The organism is Mesorhizobium sp. IMUNJ 23232 (assembly GCF_044326205.1).
Classification (GTDB): Bacteria; Pseudomonadota; Alphaproteobacteria; order Rhizobiales; family Rhizobiaceae; genus Kumtagia.
In genome coordinates, this window is the sequence record NZ_JBIRCY010000025.1 from 89,337 (window position 1) to 108,822 (window position 19,486).

17 protein-coding genes are annotated in these 19,486 nt (G+C 65.5%); 12 read left to right on the forward strand and 5 right to left on the reverse strand.

What is annotated here, in order from left to right:
- Positions 1-10: 10 nt before the first annotated feature.
- The 6 genes from ACH196_RS18865 to ACH196_RS18890 are packed head-to-tail and all read left to right on the forward strand — an operon-like array spanning position 11 to position 6,383.
- Complete coding sequence (locus tag ACH196_RS18865; RefSeq protein WP_396648464.1) at positions 11-835, forward strand: ABC transporter permease; 825 nt, start codon at positions 11-13, stop codon at positions 833-835.
- Positions 835-1,623 carry an ABC transporter permease gene (locus tag ACH196_RS18870; protein ID WP_396648480.1) on the forward strand — a complete coding sequence of 263 codons (789 nt, stop codon included), beginning with the start codon at positions 835-837 and terminating at the stop codon, positions 1,621-1,623. Before ACH196_RS18865 ends, ACH196_RS18870 begins: the two co-directional genes overlap by 1 nt.
- Entirely contained in the window at positions 1,624-2,685 is a 1,062-nt protein-coding gene (locus ACH196_RS18875) for an ABC transporter ATP-binding protein (protein ID WP_396648465.1), read from the forward strand.
- A gap of 16 nt (positions 2,686-2,701) precedes the next feature.
- Positions 2,702-4,024 carry an amidohydrolase family protein gene (locus ACH196_RS18880; protein ID WP_396648466.1) on the forward strand — a complete coding sequence of 441 codons (1,323 nt, stop codon included), beginning with the start codon at positions 2,702-2,704 and terminating at the stop codon, positions 4,022-4,024.
- 11 nt (positions 4,025-4,035) lie between these two features.
- The gene (locus ACH196_RS18885) at positions 4,036-5,424 is read left to right on the forward strand and encodes a M20/M25/M40 family metallo-hydrolase (RefSeq protein ID WP_396648467.1); all 1,389 of its coding nucleotides are present in this window, start codon (positions 4,036-4,038) and stop codon (positions 5,422-5,424) included.
- Positions 5,425-5,465: 41 nt separating this feature from the next.
- Complete coding sequence (locus tag ACH196_RS18890) at positions 5,466-6,383, forward strand: nucleoside hydrolase (RefSeq protein WP_396648468.1); 918 nt, start codon at positions 5,466-5,468, stop codon at positions 6,381-6,383.
- Between the two features lie 290 nt (positions 6,384-6,673).
- Here the strand turns inward: ACH196_RS18890 and ACH196_RS18895 are convergent, their stop codons facing one another.
- The 3 genes from ACH196_RS18895 to ACH196_RS18905 all read right to left on the reverse strand — a co-directional run bounded on the left by ACH196_RS18895 (position 6,674) and on the right by ACH196_RS18905 (position 10,180).
- On the reverse strand, positions 6,674-7,312 hold the full coding sequence (locus tag ACH196_RS18895) for an NrsF family protein (protein ID WP_396648469.1): 639 nt from the start codon (positions 7,310-7,312) through the stop codon (positions 6,674-6,676).
- A complete protein-coding gene (locus ACH196_RS18900) occupies positions 7,312-7,839 on the reverse strand; it encodes a sigma-70 family RNA polymerase sigma factor (RefSeq protein ID WP_396648470.1) in 528 nt (175 codons plus the stop codon). The genes ACH196_RS18895 and ACH196_RS18900 overlap by 1 nt, the downstream gene beginning before the upstream one ends.
- 697 nt (positions 7,840-8,536) lie before the next feature.
- Positions 8,537-10,180, reverse strand: a complete 1,644-nt coding sequence (locus tag ACH196_RS18905) for an ABC transporter substrate-binding protein (protein WP_396648471.1) — start codon at positions 10,178-10,180, stop codon at positions 8,537-8,539.
- 97 nt (positions 10,181-10,277) lie between these two features.
- Between ACH196_RS18905 and ACH196_RS18910 the strand changes: the two genes are divergently transcribed.
- The gene (locus ACH196_RS18910; RefSeq protein ID WP_396648472.1) at positions 10,278-11,174 is read left to right on the forward strand and encodes a LysR family transcriptional regulator; all 897 of its coding nucleotides are present in this window, start codon (positions 10,278-10,280) and stop codon (positions 11,172-11,174) included.
- A 335-nt stretch (positions 11,175-11,509) separates the two neighbouring features.
- On the opposite strand, the gene ACH196_RS18915 is transcribed toward ACH196_RS18910, so the two are convergent.
- Positions 11,510-12,382, reverse strand: a complete 873-nt coding sequence (locus tag ACH196_RS18915; RefSeq protein ID WP_396648473.1) for a phytanoyl-CoA dioxygenase family protein — start codon at positions 12,380-12,382, stop codon at positions 11,510-11,512.
- Positions 12,383-12,598: 216 nt separating this feature from the next.
- Between ACH196_RS18915 and ACH196_RS18920 the strand changes: the two genes are divergently transcribed.
- The 3 genes from ACH196_RS18920 to ACH196_RS18930 are packed head-to-tail and all read left to right on the forward strand — an operon-like array spanning position 12,599 to position 15,851.
- Positions 12,599-13,075, forward strand: a complete 477-nt coding sequence (locus ACH196_RS18920) for a MarR family winged helix-turn-helix transcriptional regulator (protein ID WP_396648474.1) — start codon at positions 12,599-12,601, stop codon at positions 13,073-13,075.
- A 5-nt stretch (positions 13,076-13,080) separates the two neighbouring features.
- On the forward strand, positions 13,081-14,268 hold the full coding sequence (locus ACH196_RS18925; protein ID WP_396648475.1) for an HlyD family secretion protein: 1,188 nt from the start codon (positions 13,081-13,083) through the stop codon (positions 14,266-14,268).
- A 47-nt stretch (positions 14,269-14,315) separates the two neighbouring features.
- Positions 14,316-15,851 (forward strand): DHA2 family efflux MFS transporter permease subunit, encoded by a 1,536-nt coding sequence (locus tag ACH196_RS18930; RefSeq protein ID WP_396648476.1) that lies wholly within the window; start codon positions 14,316-14,318, stop codon positions 15,849-15,851.
- Positions 15,852-16,170: 319 nt separating this feature from the next.
- Here ACH196_RS18930 and ACH196_RS18935 read toward each other — a convergent pair whose 3' ends face one another.
- Positions 16,171-16,323, reverse strand: coding sequence for a hypothetical protein (locus tag ACH196_RS18935; RefSeq protein WP_396648477.1), 153 nt, complete (start codon positions 16,321-16,323; stop codon positions 16,171-16,173).
- On the opposite strand from ACH196_RS18935, the gene ACH196_RS18940 reads away from it, so the two are divergent.
- Both ACH196_RS18940 and ACH196_RS18945 read left to right on the forward strand, forming a co-directional pair.
- The gene (locus tag ACH196_RS18940) at positions 16,309-18,219 is read left to right on the forward strand and encodes a PatA/PatG family cyanobactin maturation protease (RefSeq protein WP_396648478.1); all 1,911 of its coding nucleotides are present in this window, start codon (positions 16,309-16,311) and stop codon (positions 18,217-18,219) included. The genes ACH196_RS18935 and ACH196_RS18940 overlap by 15 nt on opposite strands.
- A gap of 1,015 nt (positions 18,220-19,234) precedes the next feature.
- Positions 19,235-19,411 (forward strand): hypothetical protein, encoded by a 177-nt coding sequence (locus tag ACH196_RS18945; RefSeq protein WP_396648479.1) that lies wholly within the window; start codon positions 19,235-19,237, stop codon positions 19,409-19,411.
- Positions 19,412-19,486 lie beyond the last annotated feature (75 nt).

The window sequence follows — 19,486 nt, forward strand, 5'->3', positions numbered from 1 at the left end:
TCCAGGCATCATGAAGCGTTTTGCAGGCTGGCTGCTCGCGGCACCGGCGACGGCCTTGGTCGTGCTGTGCCTGCTCGTGCCGGTGGCGGCCACGATCGCGACGACGTTCGGCGAGGCCAAGGGCGTGTTCTCGCCCTACATCGCCTTCTTCGGCAGCGGCTTCCGCCGCAACGTGCTGTGGCGCACGCTGGAGATCTCGCTGGCGACCACGGCGATTTCGGTGGTGGTGGGTTTCCTCACGGCGTATGTCGTCGCCCGCTCACCGGGGCGCATCAAGAGCATTTTGATCATCGCAGCCGTGTTCCCGCTGCTGACTGGCGTCGTGGTGCGCTCCTTCGCCTGGCTGATTCTTCTGGGCAAGAACGGCATCATCAACGATTTCTTGACCTGGATCGGTGTTATCGCCGAGCCGCTGTCGATGCTCTACACGCAAGGCGCGGTGATCGTCGCGATGGTCTATCTGTTCGTGCCGCTGATGATCCTGACGCTGGTCGGCGTGCTGGAGAACATCCCGGACGACGTGGTGCAGGCCTCCGCCTCGCTCGGCGCGACGCCGGCGGCGACGTTCCGCCAGGTGATATTTCCGCTCGCTGTGCCCGGGCTGATCGTCGGCGCCGTTCTGGTGTTCACCGGCAGCTTCACCTCCTACGCCACGCCGCAGCTTCTCGGAGGCGAGCGCCAGATGATGATGGGCACGCTGATGTACCAGCGCGCCATGGTGTCGTTCGACTGGGTCGGCGCCTCGACGGTGGCGGCGATCATGGTGGTCGTCACCATCGCCGTCGTGCTGGTGATGACGCGCATCGCGCGGCGGCTGAACCCGATGGCGACATGATGAAGCCGCGCACCAGCCCCCTGCTCATCGCCTTCGCCGCGCTGGTCTACATCTTCCTGGTCGGGCCACTGGTCATCGTGCTGGGCGCCGCGCTCAGCGACACGACCTACCTGACCTTCCCGCCGCGAGGCCTGTCGCTGCGCTGGTTCGAGAAGATTTTCGAGGTCGGCGTTTTCCGCACCACCTTCGTCACCAGCTTCCAGCTCGCTTTCCTGTCGACCGCGCTGGCGCTGCTGATCGGCATTCCCGCCGCCTATGCGCTGAACCGCTATCGGATCGCGCTGCCCTCCTGGCTTTCGACGGTCTTCGTCCTGCCGATCCTGGTGCCCGAGATCGTGCTGGGCTTCTCGCTGTTGAAGTCGGTCGCGGTCGGCGCCAGCGCGCCGATCTTCCTGACGCTGCTGATCGGCCATACGCTGATCGTGCTGCCCTATGCGGTGCGCGTGGTCAGCGCCAGCCTCGCCTCGTTCGACTTTTCCGTGGAGGAGGCCGCCATCAGCCTCGGCAGCCCGCCGGTGAAGACGTTTCTGACGATCGTGCTGCCCAATATCCGCTCCGGCGTGATCGCCGCCTTCATCCTCGCCTTCATCACCTCGATCAACGACGTGTCGACCTCGCTCTTCCTCACCGGGCCGGGCATCAGCACGCTGCCCATCGCCATCCTTGCCTATGTCGAGCAGTATTTTGACCCCACCGTCGCCTCGGTCTCGGTGCTCTTGATGCTGCTCACCGTCGCCGTGATGGCTGTCGTCGAGCGCACGCTCGGCCTGACCTTTTTGACCAAATAGATGACCCAAGCGCTTTCCATCGAAAACCTGACCGCCCATTACGGCACGACGAAAGTGCTGGAAGACCTCACCATGCACATCGCGGCGGGGGAACTCGTCTCGCTGCTCGGCGCCAGCGGCTGCGGCAAGACGACGACGCTGCGGCTGATCGCTGGTTTTCTTGACCCGACCGCCGGAAAAATCACGCTGGGCGGACGCGACCTGACGAGACTGCCGGCCTATAGACGCGACATCGGCCTGGTATTCCAGAATTACGCCCTGTTTCCGCATCTATCGGTGCGCGACAATGTCGCCTTCGGTCCGAAGCAGCGCGGCGTCGCGGTCGCGGAGCGCGAGAGGCGGGCCGATGCGATGCTTCAGCGGGTCGGGCTGGAGGGGCTGGCCGACAGACTGCCGGCAGCGCTTTCCGGCGGACAGAAGCAGCGCGTGGCGCTGGCGCGCGCGCTGGTGATCGAGCCGCCGCTGCTGATGTTCGACGAGCCGCTGTCGAACCTCGACGCCAAGCTGCGCATCGACATGCGCGTCGAAATCAGACAGTTGCAGCGGGCGAACGGCACCACCTCGGTCTATGTCACGCACGACCAGGAGGAGGCGTTCTCGATCTCCGACCGGGTGGCGATCATGAATGCCGGCCGCATCATGCAGTTCGACACGCCGGAAAAACTCTACCAGCGGCCGGAGAATGCGTTTGTCGCCCGCTTCGTCGGCTTCGAGAATTTGATCTCGATGCGGGTGACGGCGCGCGACGGCGGCAAGGTTCTGGCGGAAGCGCCGGGCGGCACGCTGCTTGCGCTGGACGAACAGCGGCTCGGTCCGATCCCCGACCTTTTCGTGCTGGCGACCCGCGCCGACGGGCTGGAGGTCAGCGCCGATCCGGCCGCACCCAGCCTGCCCGCGACGCTCGGCTTGCGCACCTATCTCGGCCGCGCCTATCAGTACCAGTGCGACACGCTGGCTGGCGCGCTGATTGCCAATGGAGCGCTGTCCACTCCCTTGCCTTCAGGGAGTTCTGCGCGGCTTGTGCCGGTGCTCGACCAGTGCTGCGTGCTGAAACCCGAATAACCGACCGCAGGCCCCAATGACCATCCTGATCACCAACGCCACCCTGCTGCCGTGTACTAAGGACATGCCGGTCGTTGAGAACGGCTATGTCCAGATCGAGGGCGACGCCATCAAGGCAGTCGGCGCTGGGCCGCCGCCTGCTGTCGAGGGCGCGGAGATCGTCGACGCGGGCGGCGATGTGGTCATGCCAGGCATGGTCAACCCGCATTGCCACATGGCGATGACGCTGTTCCGGGGGCTCGGCGAAGACGTCGACGACCGGCTGTTCCGCTACGTGCTGCCGATGGAGCGGAAATTCGTGACGCCGAAAATGGTCGAGGTAGGCACGCGGCTCGCCGCGCTTGAACTGATCGAGGCCGGCGTCACCACGGTCGCCGACATGTATTATTACGAGACCGAGGTCGGCCGCGTCGTCGACGAGGCGGGGTTTCGCGGCGTGGTCGGCCAGACGATCGCTGATTTCGATCCGCCGGACCACGCCAGCATCGACGCCGGCTTTGCGCTGACGGAGGAACTCGTCGCCGAATTCTCCGGCCACGACCGAGTCATCCCCTCGATCGCCCCGCACGCGCCCTATTCGACCGACATCGCCGTGATGAACCGCGTCGCCCGCTGGGCCGACGATCATCCGGACGTGCCGGTGCAGATCCACCTCGCCGAGATGACCAGCGAGATGGAGTGGTGCGAGAAGCACCACCGCATGACGCCGGTCGAGGTGGTGGAGAAGGCCGGCCTGCTGCGGAAAGGCCTCATCTGCGCGCATTGCCTCTATCTCAGCGGCGGCGACATCGAAAAAATGGCGGCGGCGGAAGTCTGCGTCGCGCACAATGCGCGCTCCAACGCCAAGGCGGGGCGCGGCATCGCGCCGGTGGAAGCGCTGCGGGCGGCCGGCATTCCGGTCGGCGTGGCGACCGACGGCCCGATGAGCGGCAACACGCTCGACCTGTTCTCGCAGTTCGGCCCGGTCTCGATGTTCCAGAAGCTTTTGGGTAAGAGCCGCAAGCCCATGCCGGCGCGCGAGGTGATCCGCATGGCGACGATCGAGGGCGCCCGCGTGCTCGGCCTGGACAAGAAGATCGGCTCGCTCGAGCCGGACAAAAAGGCCGACCTGATCCGCATCGACCTGTCGGCGCCGCGCACGCAGCCGGCCTATGATGTCTACGCCACGCTGGTCTTCGCGGTGATCGCGGTCGACGTGCGCGACATGATGGTCGCTGGCCGCTGGCTGATGCGCGGCCGCGAGGTGCTCACCGTCGAGCGCAAGAAGGCGCTGCGCGACGCACTTCAGATCGCGACGGCGTTCAAGGCCGAAATGGCCCGTATCGATTCTCAAGCCTAGGTTTTTTCACGATGACCGCTTCAAAACTCGACGCCGTGCTCGCCCATGCCGATGCGCATCTGCAGGACAGCCTTGACCGGTTGTTCGAGCTGATCCGCATCGAATCGATCTCGACCGATCCGGCCTATGCCGCCGAATGCCGGCGCGCCGCCGAATGGCTGTCCGGCTCGCTGTCCGCGATCGGTTTCGACGCTACCGTCCGCGACACGACCGGCCATCCGATGGTCGTCGGGCACGATAAAACCGGCGCCGGCCCGCATGTGTTGTTCTACGGCCACTACGACGTGCAGCCGGTCGATCCGCTGGCGCTGTGGAACACGCCGCCCTTCGAGCCGACGCTGATGCCGCAGCCGGATGGCGACACGCATATCGTCGGGCGCGGCGCCTCGGACGACAAGGGGCAGTTGCTGACCTTCGTCGAGGCCTGCCGCTTCTGGAAGGAAGTGGCCGGCGCGCTGCCGGTACGCGTCTCGATGCTGTTCGAGGGCGAGGAAGAGTCCGGCAGCCCGAGCCTTCCAGGCTTCCTCAAGACGGCCGACGCCGAGCTCAAGGCCGACATGGCGCTGATCTGCGACACCGACATGTGGGACGCCAAGACGCCGGCGATCACCACGATGATGCGCGGCATCGTCAAGGAGGAGTTCGAGATCACCTGCGCCAACCGCGACCTGCATTCCGGCATTTACGGCAACGCCGCGCGCAACCCGTTGCAGATTTTGGCCGACATCATCGCGGGACTGCGCTCGGCGGACGGCGGCGTCACCCTGCCGGGTTTCTACGATGGCGTCAGGGAATTGCCGGAGCAGGTCGCCGCACTATGGAAAAAATTGCCTTTTGACGAGGAGGGGATGCTTTCGGGCGTCGGTCTGAAGATACCGGCGGGCGAAAAGGACCGCTCCATCCTGCAGCAGGTGTGGGCGCGGCCGAGCTTTGAGGTGAACGGCATCACCGGTGGCTATTCGGGGGAGGGGTTCAAGACGGTCATCCCGTCGAAGGCGAGCGCAAAAATCTCGTTCCGGCTGGTGGAGGGGCAGGACCCGGCGCGTATCCGCGAGGCGTTCCGGGCCTATGTGCGCGGGCATATTCCTCAGGATTGCAGCGTCGCGTTCCGTGACCACGGCGCGGGGGCGGCAACCGTCATGCCGGTGGACGGCGAATTGCTGCGGCGCGCGCTGAGAGCGCTGGAGGACGAGTGGGACGGGCGCGCCGCCGTCGCGGGGTCGGGCGGCTCGATCCCGATCGCAACGGAGTTCAAGCAGAAGCTCGGCATGGACGCGCTGCTGGTCGGCTTCGCGCGCTTCGACAACCGCATCCACAGCCCGAACGAGAAATACGACCTGTCCAGCTACCGCAAGGGTATACGGTCGTGGATACGCATTCTCGCAGCCTTTGCCGGCTAAAGTCCGGCTCCGGCTGATCTGCATTCAACGCATCAAACGCCATGTCCCGCATCACCATCATCGACACCGATCCGGGCATCGACGACGCCGTCGCTATCCTGCTGGCACTTGTCTCGCCGAAGTTCGACATCGCCGGCGTCACCACCGTTGCCGGCAACATCGGCATCAAGACGGTGACGCGCAACGCCGGCCGCATCCTGGCGCTCGCAGGGCGCGGCGACATCCCGGTGATCCCGGGCGCCGCCGCGCCTTTATCGCGAAAAGGCTTCGACACCGCCGACATCCATGGCCGCGACGGCCTTGGCGGGGTTGCGTTTCCCGAACCGGTGTCGGACCCGCTTGCCGGTCCCGCCTGGACATGGATCGCCGACATGCTCGACCGGCACCCCGAAGGTACGGTCGACATACTGGCGCTTGGCCCGTTGACCAACATCGCCAAGCTGGTGCGGGAGCGCCCACAATCGGCGTGCCGCATCGGCCGGCTGATCGCCATGGGCGGCGCCGTGCATGAGCGGGGCAATGTCGGGCCGCGCGCCGAATTCAACATCGCCGACGACCCGGAGGCTGCCGACATCGTCTTCCGCGCCGGCCTGCCGCTGGTGCTGATCCCGCTCGACGTCACCCGCCGTGTGCGCGCGACGAAAGCCGATACGGCGCTCCTGCGGGGGAGCGGCGCGCCGGCCGGAAAAGCTTCCGCCGATCTCGTCGATGCCTATTTCCAGTCGACCGGCTCCGGCGAAAGCCGGCCGCTGCACGATCCCTGCGTGATGCTGATCGCGATGCGTCCCGACCTGTTCGGCCTTTCGCCGCTGACGCTTGCAGTCGATACTGGATACGGCGAAGACGCCGGCGCGCTCAGCCTTGTTGGAGAGGGAGCGGCGGTTTCCGTGGCGATGAAAGTGCAGGGTCCGGAAGCGCTCGCGGTGCTCATCGATAGGTTGGGCGGCTCGGGCGGCTGATCCAGCGGCTGTTTTGTCCGGTCCGCCTGGAGAGCCGAAAACCGTCCGGAACATGCGCAGCCGAACCGGCGCAAGTGCCGGGAACAGTTTACTTTTTTCGGCCCGCGCGACTTCTGGCCTGCTGCGGCCTTTCTGCCGAAAGAAAGCAAACTGTCCCCTGCGGTTCCTTTTCGAACATCGACCTCGCGTTGACGGTTTTCGAGTTTCCAGGTGACGCACGCAAAGCAGCCGCCGGTATGATACGACCGCACTTTGGCGTTTCGTGTCTTTCCGCTACCCTTGCCGAGTACCTACCACCTGAGCAGCCGCCCGCCCGCCCCCGCCCCGATTGCCGCCAGCAAGGCGATGGCCAGCGTGTACCAGGTGGCGACGAAGAGCGGCGAATCGTCGGCGCAGTGTGCGGCGTAGAAACTCGCCGCGATGCCGCCGGCAAGCAGGCCGGCCAAAGCGCCTGCGGCACGCGGTTTGGTCGGCGCGCCGAGGCGCATCGCCCATAGAAGGATGGCCAAGGGGGCGATCCCGATCAGCGGAATGAAGGTCAGGCACAGCATCGAATTGGTGCCGATCCACCGCGCCTCCCACTGGCCGGGAGGCAGCATGAAGAGTTCGACGGCGACGGCGGCCAGCAACAGCAACGGCGCGACGGCGAGCAGGCGCGCCGCCCGTGCGACCGGCGCACCGGGGCGCGACAGCGCGGCGAAGGCCAGTGCGGCCGTCAACGTCAGCGCAAGGGTCAGTACGAACTTGAACAAGAAACGCGGCGCCTGCACCGCCAGCGCGATATCGGGTCTCGGGCCGAGCATGGCGAAGAACACCACACCACCGGCAATGGCGGAGGCGGCCAGGGCGCCCGCTAATACAAGGGAAAAGCGCGGCGCGGAAGGCGACGTGTCCCTCGCCAGTCCCCTGATGAGGCTCTCCGTATCCATCAATTCCGTCCCTTGGCGATCGCCGCCAGTCCGCGATGCAGCGCGACGCGAACCGCCGTCTCGTTCATGCCGAATGCCCGCGCCGTTTCGGCGATTGATCGGCCCTCGACCGAGATGGAGGATACCACCTGCCGCTGGCCGGGCGGCAGCCTGTCCAAGGCACGCTCCACCTCGCGCGGGCTGGCGCTTTCGCGTTCCGGCTCGGCCAGCGTCTCGGCGAAATCGGCAATGTCGACCTCGATATGCCGGCCGCGGCGGCGGAAAGCGTCGATGATCTTGTATTTGGCGATGGCGAATATCCACGGCCGCACCGGCGCGTCGTCGCGCCAAGTGTGGCGTTTGGTGTGGATAGCCAGCAAGGTCTCCTGCACGATATCCTCGGGCTCTACGCCATGGTCGATCCTGCGGCGCGCGAAACCGCGCACCAAGGCTGCGACGCGCGACAAGAAGGCGGCATAGGCCTTCTCGTCGCCCGCCAGCGCCGCACGGAACAGATTTGCCAGTTCGGCTTCCTCGGCTGCCGTCACAGCGCTCTCTCTGCACTTCGCGGCGCACACGGAATTGTTACACCGCCGGCTATTGAAAACGGGAACGGAGCGGACGCGGTCATCACGAAACCATTGAGGGGTCCAGGCAGCGCGGTCTGAAGCGACGGCTTCGCACTCCACCGATACTCCGTCAACCCGACAATGACGCCGGCCGGCCTTGGTGCCCTTGGACATGCGTAGCTCCGAGCCAGGCAGGCAGTGCGGCTGGCGGTCGACGTCGGCAATGGCGCCGGCAGCACTGTCCCGCAAAACGGGAAAGTCGTTCCCCAAGCATGTGGCTTATCGTGGAGCATGGTCCCGTTAGGCTGCCGACCGCACAGCACGGGAGCGCGTTATGGACTTTTCGAATCCGGAAATTGCGGACGCAGGCGTCGAACACGGCGTCCGGAGGGCGTATGGCCGCCTGCCCGATGATGGCAGCCGAGCGGCCGAGGCAGTGTCGCGATGCGGCGGCGATTGCGCGACGTGCCCCAGGTGGGTGCTGCATGGAATGGGCATTCAACCGTCGCCGCCCCATGACGGTTGAATGCCTGCCGGCACGGCCCGGCGGTGACGCCGCCCCTCAAGACCCCGCCGGCACTTCCGCCCCGCGTGCGGGGCGGAAGCTCGGGATATCTCGTACACCGGCCGCGTCGCGGTCAGCTTACCCGCGTGGCAGTTCAGAGTGTTGCGCGGCTCAGGCCTGCTCCGCCAGCCAGGTTTCTGCAAAATGCTGCTCGTAGGCCTGGTGCATCTGGTAGCCCATGACCGTCGGCTTCATGTGGCAGAAAAGCTTTCGCCAGAAGGGCTGCACGATGACGCCGGAATCCTGCAGGATGCGCTCGAGATCCTTCATCAGCACGCGGCGCTTGTCGGCGTCGGCAATCGCGTTGGCCTCGCGCAGCTTGGCGTCGAACTCGGCGTCGGAGAAGGCGCTCTCGTTCCAGGCGCTGCCGGTCTGGTAGGCGAGCGCCAGCGTCTGGATGCCGAGCGGGCGGGCGTTCCAGTTGGTGGTGGCGAAGGGATATTTCGTCCAGTCGTTCCAGAAGGTGGATTCCGGATAGATGGTGCGCTTCACCTTGAAGCCGGCGTTGCGCATCTGCTGGGCGATCACGTCGGACGATTCTTTTCGATAGTCGGCGTCGACGGAGATCAGCTCGAACTCGAAATCGGACTGGCCGGCCTCCGCCAGCAGCGCCCTGGCCTTCTCGGGATCGCGGCGGATCGGCGGCAGCTCGGCATAGTCGGGATGCATCGGCCCGACATGGTGGTTCTCGGCCGGCATGCCCATGCCGTCGGCGCCGAGCTTCAGCACCACCTCGTTGTCGACGGCGAGCTGGATGGCGTTGCGCACGCGCTTGTCGTCATAAGGCTTGTTGGCGACGTTGCAGCGCGCGACGATGGTGGTGGCGGTGACGATCTCCGACTTCTTCAGGCCGAAACCGTCGAGGATGCCGACATCCGCCGTCTGGGTCTGGCCGTTGAGGTCGATCTCGCCGGATTCGAAGGCGTTGACCGTGGCGGCGGAATCGGTGCCGTAGTCGGTCCAGTCGATGCCGTCCAAAAACACATCGCCGCCCCACCACGAGCCTTCCGGCCGGCGGCGCACCGAGGCCTTGACGCCGACATCGAAGGCGGTGAGCTCGAACGGGCCGGTACCGATTGGCTGCTCGGCCAGCGTCTTGCTGGCGGCGTCGAAGCCGCGATGCACGATGAGGGCCGGATAGTCGGTCATGGCCGGCACGATGGTGATGTCCGGGCGCGACAGGGTCAGCACCACAGTGTGGTCGTCCTTGATGGTGATGGCGTCTTCGGCCGCTTTCTTGGTATCAGGGTCGATCAGCGCGCCCATGCGCCCGGCCATGGAATTGCCGGCGGCGTCCTTGTCGCACCAGCGCGTGATGTTGAAGGCGACGTCCTCGGCGGTGAAGGCATCGCCATTCGACCATTTTACGCCCGGGCGGACCTTCAACACATATTGCTTGGCGTCCTCGCTGATCTCCCAGCCTTCCAGCAGCATCGGCTTGAAGGTGAAATCGGAATTCCAGCGCACCAGCGGCTCGATGAACTGCATTGCGACATTGCCCATCTGCGAGACGCTGAACTTTCGCGGGTCGTCGATGGCCATGACCTGCATGCTGACCTTCAGCACGCCACCCTTCCTCGGCGTGCCGGCATCCTGCGCTGCCGCCGGGCGCGGCATGCCGATCATGCCATAGGCGGCTGCAGCGCTTGCGCCAAAAATGCTGGCCAGCGCCAGGAATTCGCGGCGGTCGAGTTTTCCGTCGCGCGCAGCTCTGGCGTAGCCAGTGATGGCTGGATGCAGGTCCCTGGATTTCATGTCTTTTTCTCCCATTGTTTTAAGGTTCGAGGACAGGCTTGATGCAGGCGGGCGCGGCTGGCAGGGCGGCCGACGTGATCCTTGGTGAGGAGCAGCGATGAATCTTCTGGTGGCGATGAAGGTGTTCGACCGCACCTGCGCGCTGGGCAGCCTGTCGGCGGCGGCGCGCGACCTCAACATGTCGACCACGGCGGTTAGCCGGCTGATCAAGGAACTGGAGGACGATCTCGGCGTCAGGCTGATCAACCGCACGACGCGCCGCCTGGGTCTCACCGAGGCCGGCCGCGAATACAGCGAGCGCACGCGCATCCTGCTCAACGAAATCGCCGAATTGCAGGATTCGACGCGCGGCCTGCACAGCGCCACGCGCGGACTGCTGCGCATCTCCTGTTCCAACGTACTCGCCCACACGCGCATCACAAGGCTGCTGCCGAAATTCCTGGAGGAGAACCCGCAGGCCTCGATCGAATTCAACCTGACCTCGCGCTACGTCGTCGGCATCGTCGAGGAGGGTTACGACGTGGCGATCCGCTTCGAGGCGCAGACGGATTCGGCGCTGATCGCCCGCCAGCTCGGGCAGGTGCGCAACTATGTCTGCGCAACGCCGGCGTATCTCGACAGGCATAGGCGGCCAAGCCATCCGCACGAGCTTGCCGCGCATTCCTGCGTGCTCAGCAATTTCGCCAGGCGCATCGGCACCTGGCCGTTCGTCGGACCGGATGGGCCGTTCAACGCCGCCGTGGGCGGGCGCGTGTCGACCAACAGCGTCGAGGCCGCTTACCAGATGACGCTGGCCGGCTTCGGCATCGGCAATCTGCCCAGCCTGCTGGTCGACAAGGCGATCGCGGCGGGCGAGCTGGACGTGCTGCTCGACGAGTTCCGCCCGGGCTCCAGCCCGATCTACGCCATCTATCCGCACCGGACGTATGTGGCGGCCAAGGTGCGGGCTTTCGTGGAATTTCTGACGCGCGAGCTGTCGCCGGATCTGGTGTAGGGGACTTGGGTTGAAAGGGAGACTACGCCGCTGACGACCCCCTCCCCCTTGTGGGGAGGGATACAGGGTGGGGGTCGAAACCACGCCGGCTATGCCGGCACGGTTTCCCGTTACGGCAAAATTCGACGGATGGTGTGTTGCGATACCCCCACCCTGTATCCCTCCCCACAAGGGGGAGGGGGTCGTCAGCGGCGCGCTTCGGTCACCGAGGTTGGCGCTGGCAGTACAACAACGGAAATGCTGGCTAATTTCGGCGCAGTACAAACACCTAAAACCGGTGGGCGCCGAACAGCACCCACCGTCACGATTTGCGAATTGAGGCAGACTGGCCGGCACTACTTCCACCACTGCCGCGTGTCGTAGAGCGGGCCAGGCTCCTCATAGAGCTTTTCGTATTTGCAGAGTTTCGGCGTGTCCCCGAGCGGCGTCGAGACGCCATCGCGAAAAGCCCATTCGCCGCGCTGGGTAGTGTCGGCGCGCACGTAGCTTGACAGGGCGAAGGCGCGGTCGTGCTCGGACCTGTTCGGCGCCGAGCCGTGGACGGTGAGCAGGCCCCACATTGCGAGGTCGCCGGGTTCCAGTTCGAGGCTGACGATCGTGCCGGGATCAATGCCGACGGACTTCAACTCGTCCTCGGCGGTTAGACCTTTCATCAACTCGCCGGTGCCTTCGTCCGACAGGCCGAGATAGCCGAGCTTGTGGCTGCCGGGCACGACTTGCAGGCAGCCGTTCTCCTTCGTCGCCCGGTCGACGGCCAACCCGGTTGTGACGGTCGCCTCGGCGATGTTGTCGAATGCGCTCTGCTTGCGGAAGCGCAGGTCCTGGTGGAAACGGTAGCCGGTAAGATTGGCTCCCGGCGGCTTCCAGTGCAATTGCTGGGCGATCTGCTTGATGTCGCGGCCGATCAGCCCTTCGAGCAGCGTCAGGTAGCGCCCGTCACGGCGGAAACGCTCGAAATAGGCATTGATCCACGAGAACCAGTAGGCCTGCAACACATAACGCTTGCCGAAGTCGGCTTCCGGCAGGATCTGGAAGTTGAGGTTGCCGTGCCGGTAGGTGGCATGATGCTTCAATCCTTCCTCGTAGACAGCCTGCGTCTCCTGCTTCAACTGCTCCAGTTCGTCGCCGTCGACGAAGCCACGGACGATGGCGAAACCCTCCTCGCGGTATTGCTCGACGGCGTCGCGCGCCTTGTCAGCGGTGATCATCGGCCAAGTCCCTGCCTGTCTCGTTGGCGCCGACAATAACCACGCGCGCAAAACCGATAAGGCGCGGAATGCGGGAACGACTTTCCCGGAAATCGGCAAAATCTCGATCCGCCGCCGTGGCCCAGTCGTCGATGAATTATGGTGCAGTGCGAAAAATCTTTGCCGGCAACGGTCGCGCTTCTTGTTTCATGAGCATGCTTATAATATATAGCGCTCATGAATTACGGCATCGACAGGCTCGGCTTCCTGATCCACGACGCGGCGCGTGTTCTGCGCAAGCGTTTCGAGGAGCGTGCCGGCAGCGTCGGCGTCTCCGCCGCACACTGGCGGTTGCTGGTGCGCGTCGTCAAGGAAGAAGGCATCACCCAGGCGCGTCTGGCCGAGCTGCTCGAAATCGAGCCGATCAGCGTGTCGCGCCTGCTGGACCGCATGGAGGAAAGCGGCTGGATCGAGCGCCGCGCCGACGCCAATGACCGGCGGGTGCGCACCATCTTCCCGACCGCCAAGGCGCTCGAAGCCTACCATGTCGTCAAGGGCATGGCCGGCGATGTCTATGAGGAAGCGCTGGCCGGCGTGTCGCCGCAAGAGCGCCGCGACCTGATCCGCGCGCTGGAAGCGATCACCGTCAATCTTGCCGACGGCGACACCGCCGCCGCAGCCGCGACGACCACGGACAATCGGAAATACGGATAATCGACATGAACGCGATGGCGAAAGCGGACGGCGACGCCCGGAAGGTTGAACTCGCGCCGGGACAGGCGATGCCCGCCCTCCCGGCGTCCCTCAGCCCGGTTGCCGCCCCGCAGCCCAAGAAGCGCCGCAGCCCGCGGCTGGTGCTGATGCTGGCGCTGCCGCTGCTGCTTGCGGCCGGCGGTGGCTATGTCTGGGTGACCGGCGGCCGCTACCAGGAGACCGACAACGCCAATCTGCAGCAGGCGGTGGTCACCATCGCCGCGCAGGTCGCGGGCCGCGTCGTCGAGACCAATGTCGTCGACAACGGTATGGTCAAGGCCGGCGACGTGCTGTTCGTCGTCGACCCGCAGCCCTCGAAGATTGCACTGGAGCAGGCGGACGCCGCGCTTGCGGCCGCGCGCATCGCGGTCGAGCAGTTGCGCGCCAATTACAGCCAGGCGGTCGCGCAGCAGCACATGGCGGCGAACGACGTCACCTTCATGCAGGCCGAATACGACCGGCAGAAAGACCTTTCGTCGAAGGGCATCAGCTCGCGCGCCCTGCTCGACGAGGCGCAGCGCAACATCGCCAAGGCACAGGACCAGGAACAGGCGGCGCAAGAGGCGGTGACCGGCGCGCTGGCCGCGCTCGGCGGCAAGGCCGATATCGAGACCAGCAGCCATCCGAGCGTGATGGCCGCGCAGGCGGCACGTGACAAGGCCGCCTATGACCTCGCGCAGACCACGGTGCGCGCGCCGGCCGACGGCGTGATCTCGCAGGCCGCGTCGTTCAAGCTCGGCGAGCTTGTCAGCGAGAACACGCCGCTGTTCAGCCTGGTCGAGACCGATGAAGCCTGGGTCGAGGCGAATTTCAAGGAGACCCAGCTCACCAACATGAAGCCCGGCCAGACCGCCGAGATCGAGCTCGACACCTATCCCGGCAGGCCGATCAAGGCGACGGTGGAGGCTATCGGCGCCGGCACCGGCGCGGAGTTCTCGCTGCTGCCGGCGCAGAATGCCACCGGCAACTGGGTGAAGGTCACCCAACGCATCCCGGTGCGGCTGAAGGTCGATCCCACGACCGATCTGGCGCTGCGCACCGGCATGAGCGCCGACGTCACCGTCGACACCGGCGTGAGCCGCGGTCTGCCCAATTTCGCCGGCCTGACGGGCAGCGTGGCCGGCCTGTTCGGAACGGCCAGCGCGGCGGAGTAACCGCCGCACAAAATTCGAATGAGGCTCCCCCGGGGGAGCGTCCTGTCATGTCTCACGCACCCTTCCAGGAAGTCCCGCATCGCGGCCTGATCACCATCTCGATCATGCTGGCGACGATCATGCAGGTGCTGGACACCACGATTGCCAACGTCGCGCTGCCGAATATGACGGGCGACCTCGACGCCTCGCGCGACACGATCAATTGGGTGCTGACCTCCTACATCGTCGCCGCCGCCATCATGACGCCGGTAACCGGTTGGCTCGCCGACCGGTTCGGCCGGCGTGAACTGTTCCTGACCACCATCGTCGGATTCACGATGATGTCGACGATGTGCGGCGTCGCCTGGAGCCTGGAGAGCATGGTGCTGTTCCGGCTGCTGCAGGGCGTGTTCGGCGCGGCGATCGTGCCGCTGTCGCAGACTTTTCTGCTCGACATCAACCCCAAGGAACGCCACGGCCAGGCGATGGCCGTCTGGGGCGCCGGCATCATGGTCGGCCCGATCATCGGCCCTACCCTCGGCGGCTGGCTGACCGACACGATGAGCTGGCGCTGGGTGTTCTTCATCAATCTGCCGGTCGGCATCTTCGCCTTCCTCGGCTGCGCCGCCTATCTGCCGCGCATCGCGCGGCGGCTGCGCGGCTTCGACTTCTTCGGCTTCGCCATGCTGTCGCTGGGCGTCGGCGCGCTGCAACTGATGCTCGACCGCGGCGGCGAGGTCGACTGGTTCTCCTCGCCCGAGATATGGATCGAGCTGGGGTTGGCGATCACCGGGTTCTGGGTGTTCATCGTGCATCTGGCGACCGGCAAGGACACGTTCATCGACCCAGCGATTTTCAAGGACCGAAACTTCGTCACCGGGCTGGTGTTCATCTTCATCGTCGGCATCATCCTGCTGGCCAGCCTGGCGCTGCTGCCGCCGATGCTATCCAACCTGTTCAACCACTCGACCATCCTTACCGGTCTGGTGATGGCGCCGCGCGGCGTCGGCACGATGATTTCGATGCTGCTGGTCGGACGGCTTGTGCGCCTGGTCGACGCCCGCATCCTGGTCGTTACCGGACTGCTGCTGACGTCGTGGTCGCTTTACGACATGACCGGCTTCTCGCCGCAGATGGACGACAACCTGATCATCTTCTCGGGCGTGATCCAGGGCCTCGGGCTCGGCCTGGTGTTCGTGCCGCTGTCCACTGTCGCCTTCGCCACGCTGGAGCCGCGCTTCCGCACCGACGCGGCTGCGCTGTTCAGCCTGGTGCGCAACCTCGGCTCGGCCATCGGCATATCGGTTGTCACCGTGCTGCTGACCCACAATGTGCAGGTCAACCACAGCGAACTGTCGGCGGCGATCACGCCATTCAACCCCATGCTCCGGACGCTGTCGCCGGCGGCGGCGAACGGCGACCCGACCGCCCTGATGCAGGTCGATCTGCTGGTCAACGCACAGGCGATGCTGATCTCCTACGTCGACGACTTCAAGCTGATGATGATGGTGACGCTCTGCGCCATCCCGCTGGCGCTGCTGCTGCGCAAGCCGAAGGCTACCGTCGCCGGGGCCGCGGCGGCTCCGGCAGCGCATATGGATTGAAAGTCTTGCCGGCCGCGCTCGCCACCCGCGGCGGCGGCGGGACGGCAGTGACGGCTGGCGAGAACGCCAGGGCGTATTTCGGAACGCCGACGAGGCGATGGCGCCGGCCGACGTGACCGCAACCAGGGTGCAATCCTCAACCACGTGGATCGACTTGGAGGAATTCTACGCCGGTTCGGCCGAATGCATCCGCACAGGACCGGAAACCGGTCGGTTATCTTCCGATACTTGCTCGATAATTGACCCGCCGAAAATATAATCTTCAATTATCAGCGCCTCTCATGCAATTTCAGATTGACTTTGTCTCCAGGAAGACAAATTATGCGATCGCAGGTTGCAGCGTCTCGGTGTGTCCGGGGGTGAAGAAATGGGGGGGTCCGGAGGAATCGGTCGTCACGACGCCGCGCAGCGGGGCGGAGGCGACGAGCGCATCCGGATCGCGGTCCTCGATGGGCCGGTGGATCTTGACCATCCCTGTTTCGCGGGCGCGCTGCTCAGCGTCGTCGAGACCCAGGCGGGCAATGCCGGCGATGGCGCCGCGCTTGCGCACGGTACCCACGTCGCGAGCATCATCTTCGGCCAGCCGGCCAGTCCGGTTGCGGGCATCGCACCGCGATGCAGCGGGTTGATCGTCCCGATCTTCTCCGCCCGGGACAGCGGCGGGCTCGGCTGCTCGCAACTCGATCTGGCCCGAGCGATCATGCTCTCGCTGGAGCATGGCGCTCACATTATCAACATCAGCGGTGGCCAACTGACGCCGTCAGGAGAGCCGGACCTGTTGCTGGCGAGTGCCATCGAGACCTGCGCGCGGCGCAATGTGCTGATCGTCGCCGCTGCCGGAAACGACGGCTGCGCATGCCTGCATGTGCCGGCCGCAGCACCCTCGGTGCTGGCGGTAGGCGCGATGGACGCCGAGGGCATGCCGCTCGAATCCAGTAACTGGGGCCTGGCCTACCGGGACAAGGGCATTCTGGCACCGGGAATGGACGTGCTCGGTGCCGCGCCAGGCGGCGGCACTGTGCGCCGCAGCGGGACGAGCTTCGCCACGCCGTTCGTGTCCGGACTGGCCGGCGTTCTGGCGGGCCTGCAACTGGCGCGGGGCCGCCCGCCCGATCCGCATGCCATCAGGGCGGCGCTCTTGAAACATGCGCTGCCCTGCGTTCCCGGCACATCCGACGACTGCCGCAAAATGCTCGCCGGCCGTTTGAACATCGCAGACACGATCAAAGCCATCACAGGGGGAGATACCATGACCGAAGACATCGACATGCCGAACCTGCGCGATGCGTCGTCCTGGACGCATTCCGAAACGATACCGGCTCCGGCGGCCCCGGCGGGAACCGCCTCCTATGCGGTGCTCTCCAGCAGAGCGTCGCACGAAGGGATACGCCCCTCCGGCGAGGATAACGCAGCGGTTACCGTGCAGACGGAACCGCCGGTTGGAGCCGGACAGATCACCCCGTCAGACTGCGGCTGCGGCTGTGGCGGAAAGGGCAAGAATGGCGGCGGCGACGATCACAAGGGCGGGTGCAGTTGCGGTGGCGGCGAAGCGAAGAAGCCGCAGCTCGTCTACGCGCTCGGCCAGCTCGGCTACGATTTCGGCTCCGAGGCGCGCCACGACTCGCTGGTGCAGACTATGCATGGCACGGCCAACAACCCGACGCTGCCGGACCAGTGGCTGGCCCATCTCGACACTGATCCGGAAGATGCGACGGCAGTCATCTGGACGCTCAATCTCGACGCCACGCCGATCTATGCGGTCCAGCCGGTCGGCGCCTATGCCGATGTCGGCTACAAGAAGCTCCGCGAGGCGCTGGCCGCGCAACAGTCGAACGCACCTGACCGCGCCGATCTGATCTCGGTGCCGGGGGTCATAGGCGGATCGACGCGGCTGCAGTCCGGCCAGGTCGTGCCGATCATCGTGCCCGCCATTCGCGGCATCTATAGCTGGGCGACCGAACCACTGGTAAAGCAGTTCCTGGCCGCAAGGCCCGAAGGTGCCGACGCGCAGGACGTGTTCGACCGCTTCTCGGCGGGCCTTACCAACTATCTCGACCGCGTCTACTACGACCTGCGCAATCTCGGCCTGACAGGTGAGGAACGTGCCCTCAACTATTCCGCTACGAACGCGGTACAGGTCGCCAACGTCATAGAAGCGACGAGCAAGGACAAACTCGACCTCGATCGGATCGCAGTGAAGAAGAGCCCCGTCTGCCGGCCGGACTCCGAGTGTTACGACGTCGAGATTTCATTTTTCCAACCGGTAGACACCAGGGTGTCAAACCGAATCTACCGCTTCACGGTCGACGTCAGCGACGTTGTTCCCGTGACGGTCGGCACGGTCCGCAGTTGGCACCGGAGGGTGTGATGGCGGCCAAGGCTGCGAAGGCCAGGAAACCGCGCCGGCAGGGTCGGCGGCGGCCCGCCGCCGCGGTAGCGGCGTCCGCCATTCGTCTAAGCCTGCCGCCCCAGATGGCGCCGGTCATGCGCGGCGTGACCACCGCGCAATGGCGGGCGCCGCTCCAATCGGCGTCCGGGCCGCTATGCGACGCCTGTCTCCAGGCGTGTCGGCAGGCCGGCATGCCGCCAAGCGTCTGCGGCAGAGTCTGCGCGGAGCTGTGTTCACACTAAAGGCGACCCGAACAGTTTTTCATCAACAAGGAGAACCGAAATGCGACTTCCCCTCCAACCGCGGCCCGTCATGCGCGGGATCTCCGCACACCCCACCTCGAACTGTATAATCCCCTCCGGCTGCGACATTTTCAAAAAGATAGCGTGCGGGACAGCGCTGGTCGCATGCGGCGCGGTTTGCGTTGGCAGTCTCGGAACGGCCTGCGTTCAGTGTCTCGCCGGCATCGGCGCCGCAGGATGTATCGACTGCGTTTAATGCAGTTGCGCATCGGCGCGGGGACGATGCCATGAGCCGTCTCGCTGGAGACGATGTATCAGACCTGGCGTCCCGGGCCGGTCGACCGAGAGGAGACTGAGATGAAGTTCCCGATACAATCCAAACCCGTTGCGCGGGGCTACAGCCAGACACGCGATGAATCGTCGAATGTCGCGGCTTCCGATTGCTGCGGGGCCGGCAGGTGCTGCGTTGGCGCATGCCTGCCCTTTGGCGGTGGCTGCGCCGGCGTCTGCGTGCCGAATATCGGGCAATGCTGATTTAGCGCACGCGGGTGCGAAGGTGTTGCCGGCCTCCGCCAGTGCCGGCGACTAGGACTTCGGATCGCCTGTTTCGGGCGCTCGCCATGAGTTCGTGCCTGGACTGCATCTGAACTCGTTCGCACCGCCGCGGGAGCGATGCGACCACAGTGGCGCGCCAACACGGCGCCCACATTGCGGACCGAGCGTCCCGGGCCGGTCGATCAAGGAGAGAAGCCATGAAGTTTCCAAACCAGGCCCGGCCGGTGGCGCGCGGGTACAACCGGTCGCTCGACCGCTCGGCAGGCGTGAATGCGTCTGGCATCGCCTGCGACATTTGCAGGATCGGCTGCCAGGCATTGCCAGAGCCTGCCAAGTCGCTTTGCCTGCTGGCCTGCAACAACACGGTCTGCTGACCGGAGGACGTCGGACAGGCAATGCCTGCCCGGCGTCCCGCAATTCGTTGCCTGCCTGGCCGCGTCGCGCTCGTG

Bases quoted from the DNA above. Each gene is read 5' to 3' on its own strand.
- ACH196_RS18870 (WP_396648480.1), top strand. From the start codon at position 835: ATGAAGCCGCGCACCAGCCCCCTGCTCATCGCCTTCGCCGCGCTGGTC.
- ACH196_RS18880 (WP_396648466.1), top strand. From the start codon at position 2,702: ATGACCATCCTGATCACCAACGCCACCCTGCTGCCGTGTACTAAGGAC.
- ACH196_RS18905 (WP_396648471.1), bottom strand. From the start codon at position 10,180: ATGAAATCCAGGGACCTGCATCCAGCCATCACTGGCTACGCCAGAGCT.
- ACH196_RS18885 (WP_396648467.1), top strand. From the start codon at position 4,036: ATGACCGCTTCAAAACTCGACGCCGTGCTCGCCCATGCCGATGCGCAT.
- ACH196_RS18920 (WP_396648474.1), top strand. From the start codon at position 12,599: ATGAATTACGGCATCGACAGGCTCGGCTTCCTGATCCACGACGCGGCG.
- ACH196_RS18935 (WP_396648477.1), bottom strand. From the start codon at position 16,323: ATGGTCAAGATCCACCGGCCCATCGAGGACCGCGATCCGGATGCGCTC.
- ACH196_RS18910 (WP_396648472.1), top strand. From the start codon at position 10,278: ATGAATCTTCTGGTGGCGATGAAGGTGTTCGACCGCACCTGCGCGCTG.
- ACH196_RS18875 (WP_396648465.1), top strand. From the start codon at position 1,624: ATGACCCAAGCGCTTTCCATCGAAAACCTGACCGCCCATTACGGCACG.
- ACH196_RS18915 (WP_396648473.1), bottom strand. From the start codon at position 12,382: ATGATCACCGCTGACAAGGCGCGCGACGCCGTCGAGCAATACCGCGAG.
- ACH196_RS18890 (WP_396648468.1), top strand. From the start codon at position 5,466: ATGTCCCGCATCACCATCATCGACACCGATCCGGGCATCGACGACGCC.
- ACH196_RS18930 (WP_396648476.1), top strand. From the start codon at position 14,316: ATGTCTCACGCACCCTTCCAGGAAGTCCCGCATCGCGGCCTGATCACC.
- ACH196_RS18865 (WP_396648464.1), top strand. From the start codon at position 11: ATGAAGCGTTTTGCAGGCTGGCTGCTCGCGGCACCGGCGACGGCCTTG.
- ACH196_RS18945 (WP_396648479.1), top strand. From the start codon at position 19,235: ATGAAGTTTCCAAACCAGGCCCGGCCGGTGGCGCGCGGGTACAACCGG.
- ACH196_RS18925 (WP_396648475.1), top strand. From the start codon at position 13,081: ATGAACGCGATGGCGAAAGCGGACGGCGACGCCCGGAAGGTTGAACTC.
- ACH196_RS18895 (WP_396648469.1), bottom strand. From the start codon at position 7,312: ATGGATACGGAGAGCCTCATCAGGGGACTGGCGAGGGACACGTCGCCT.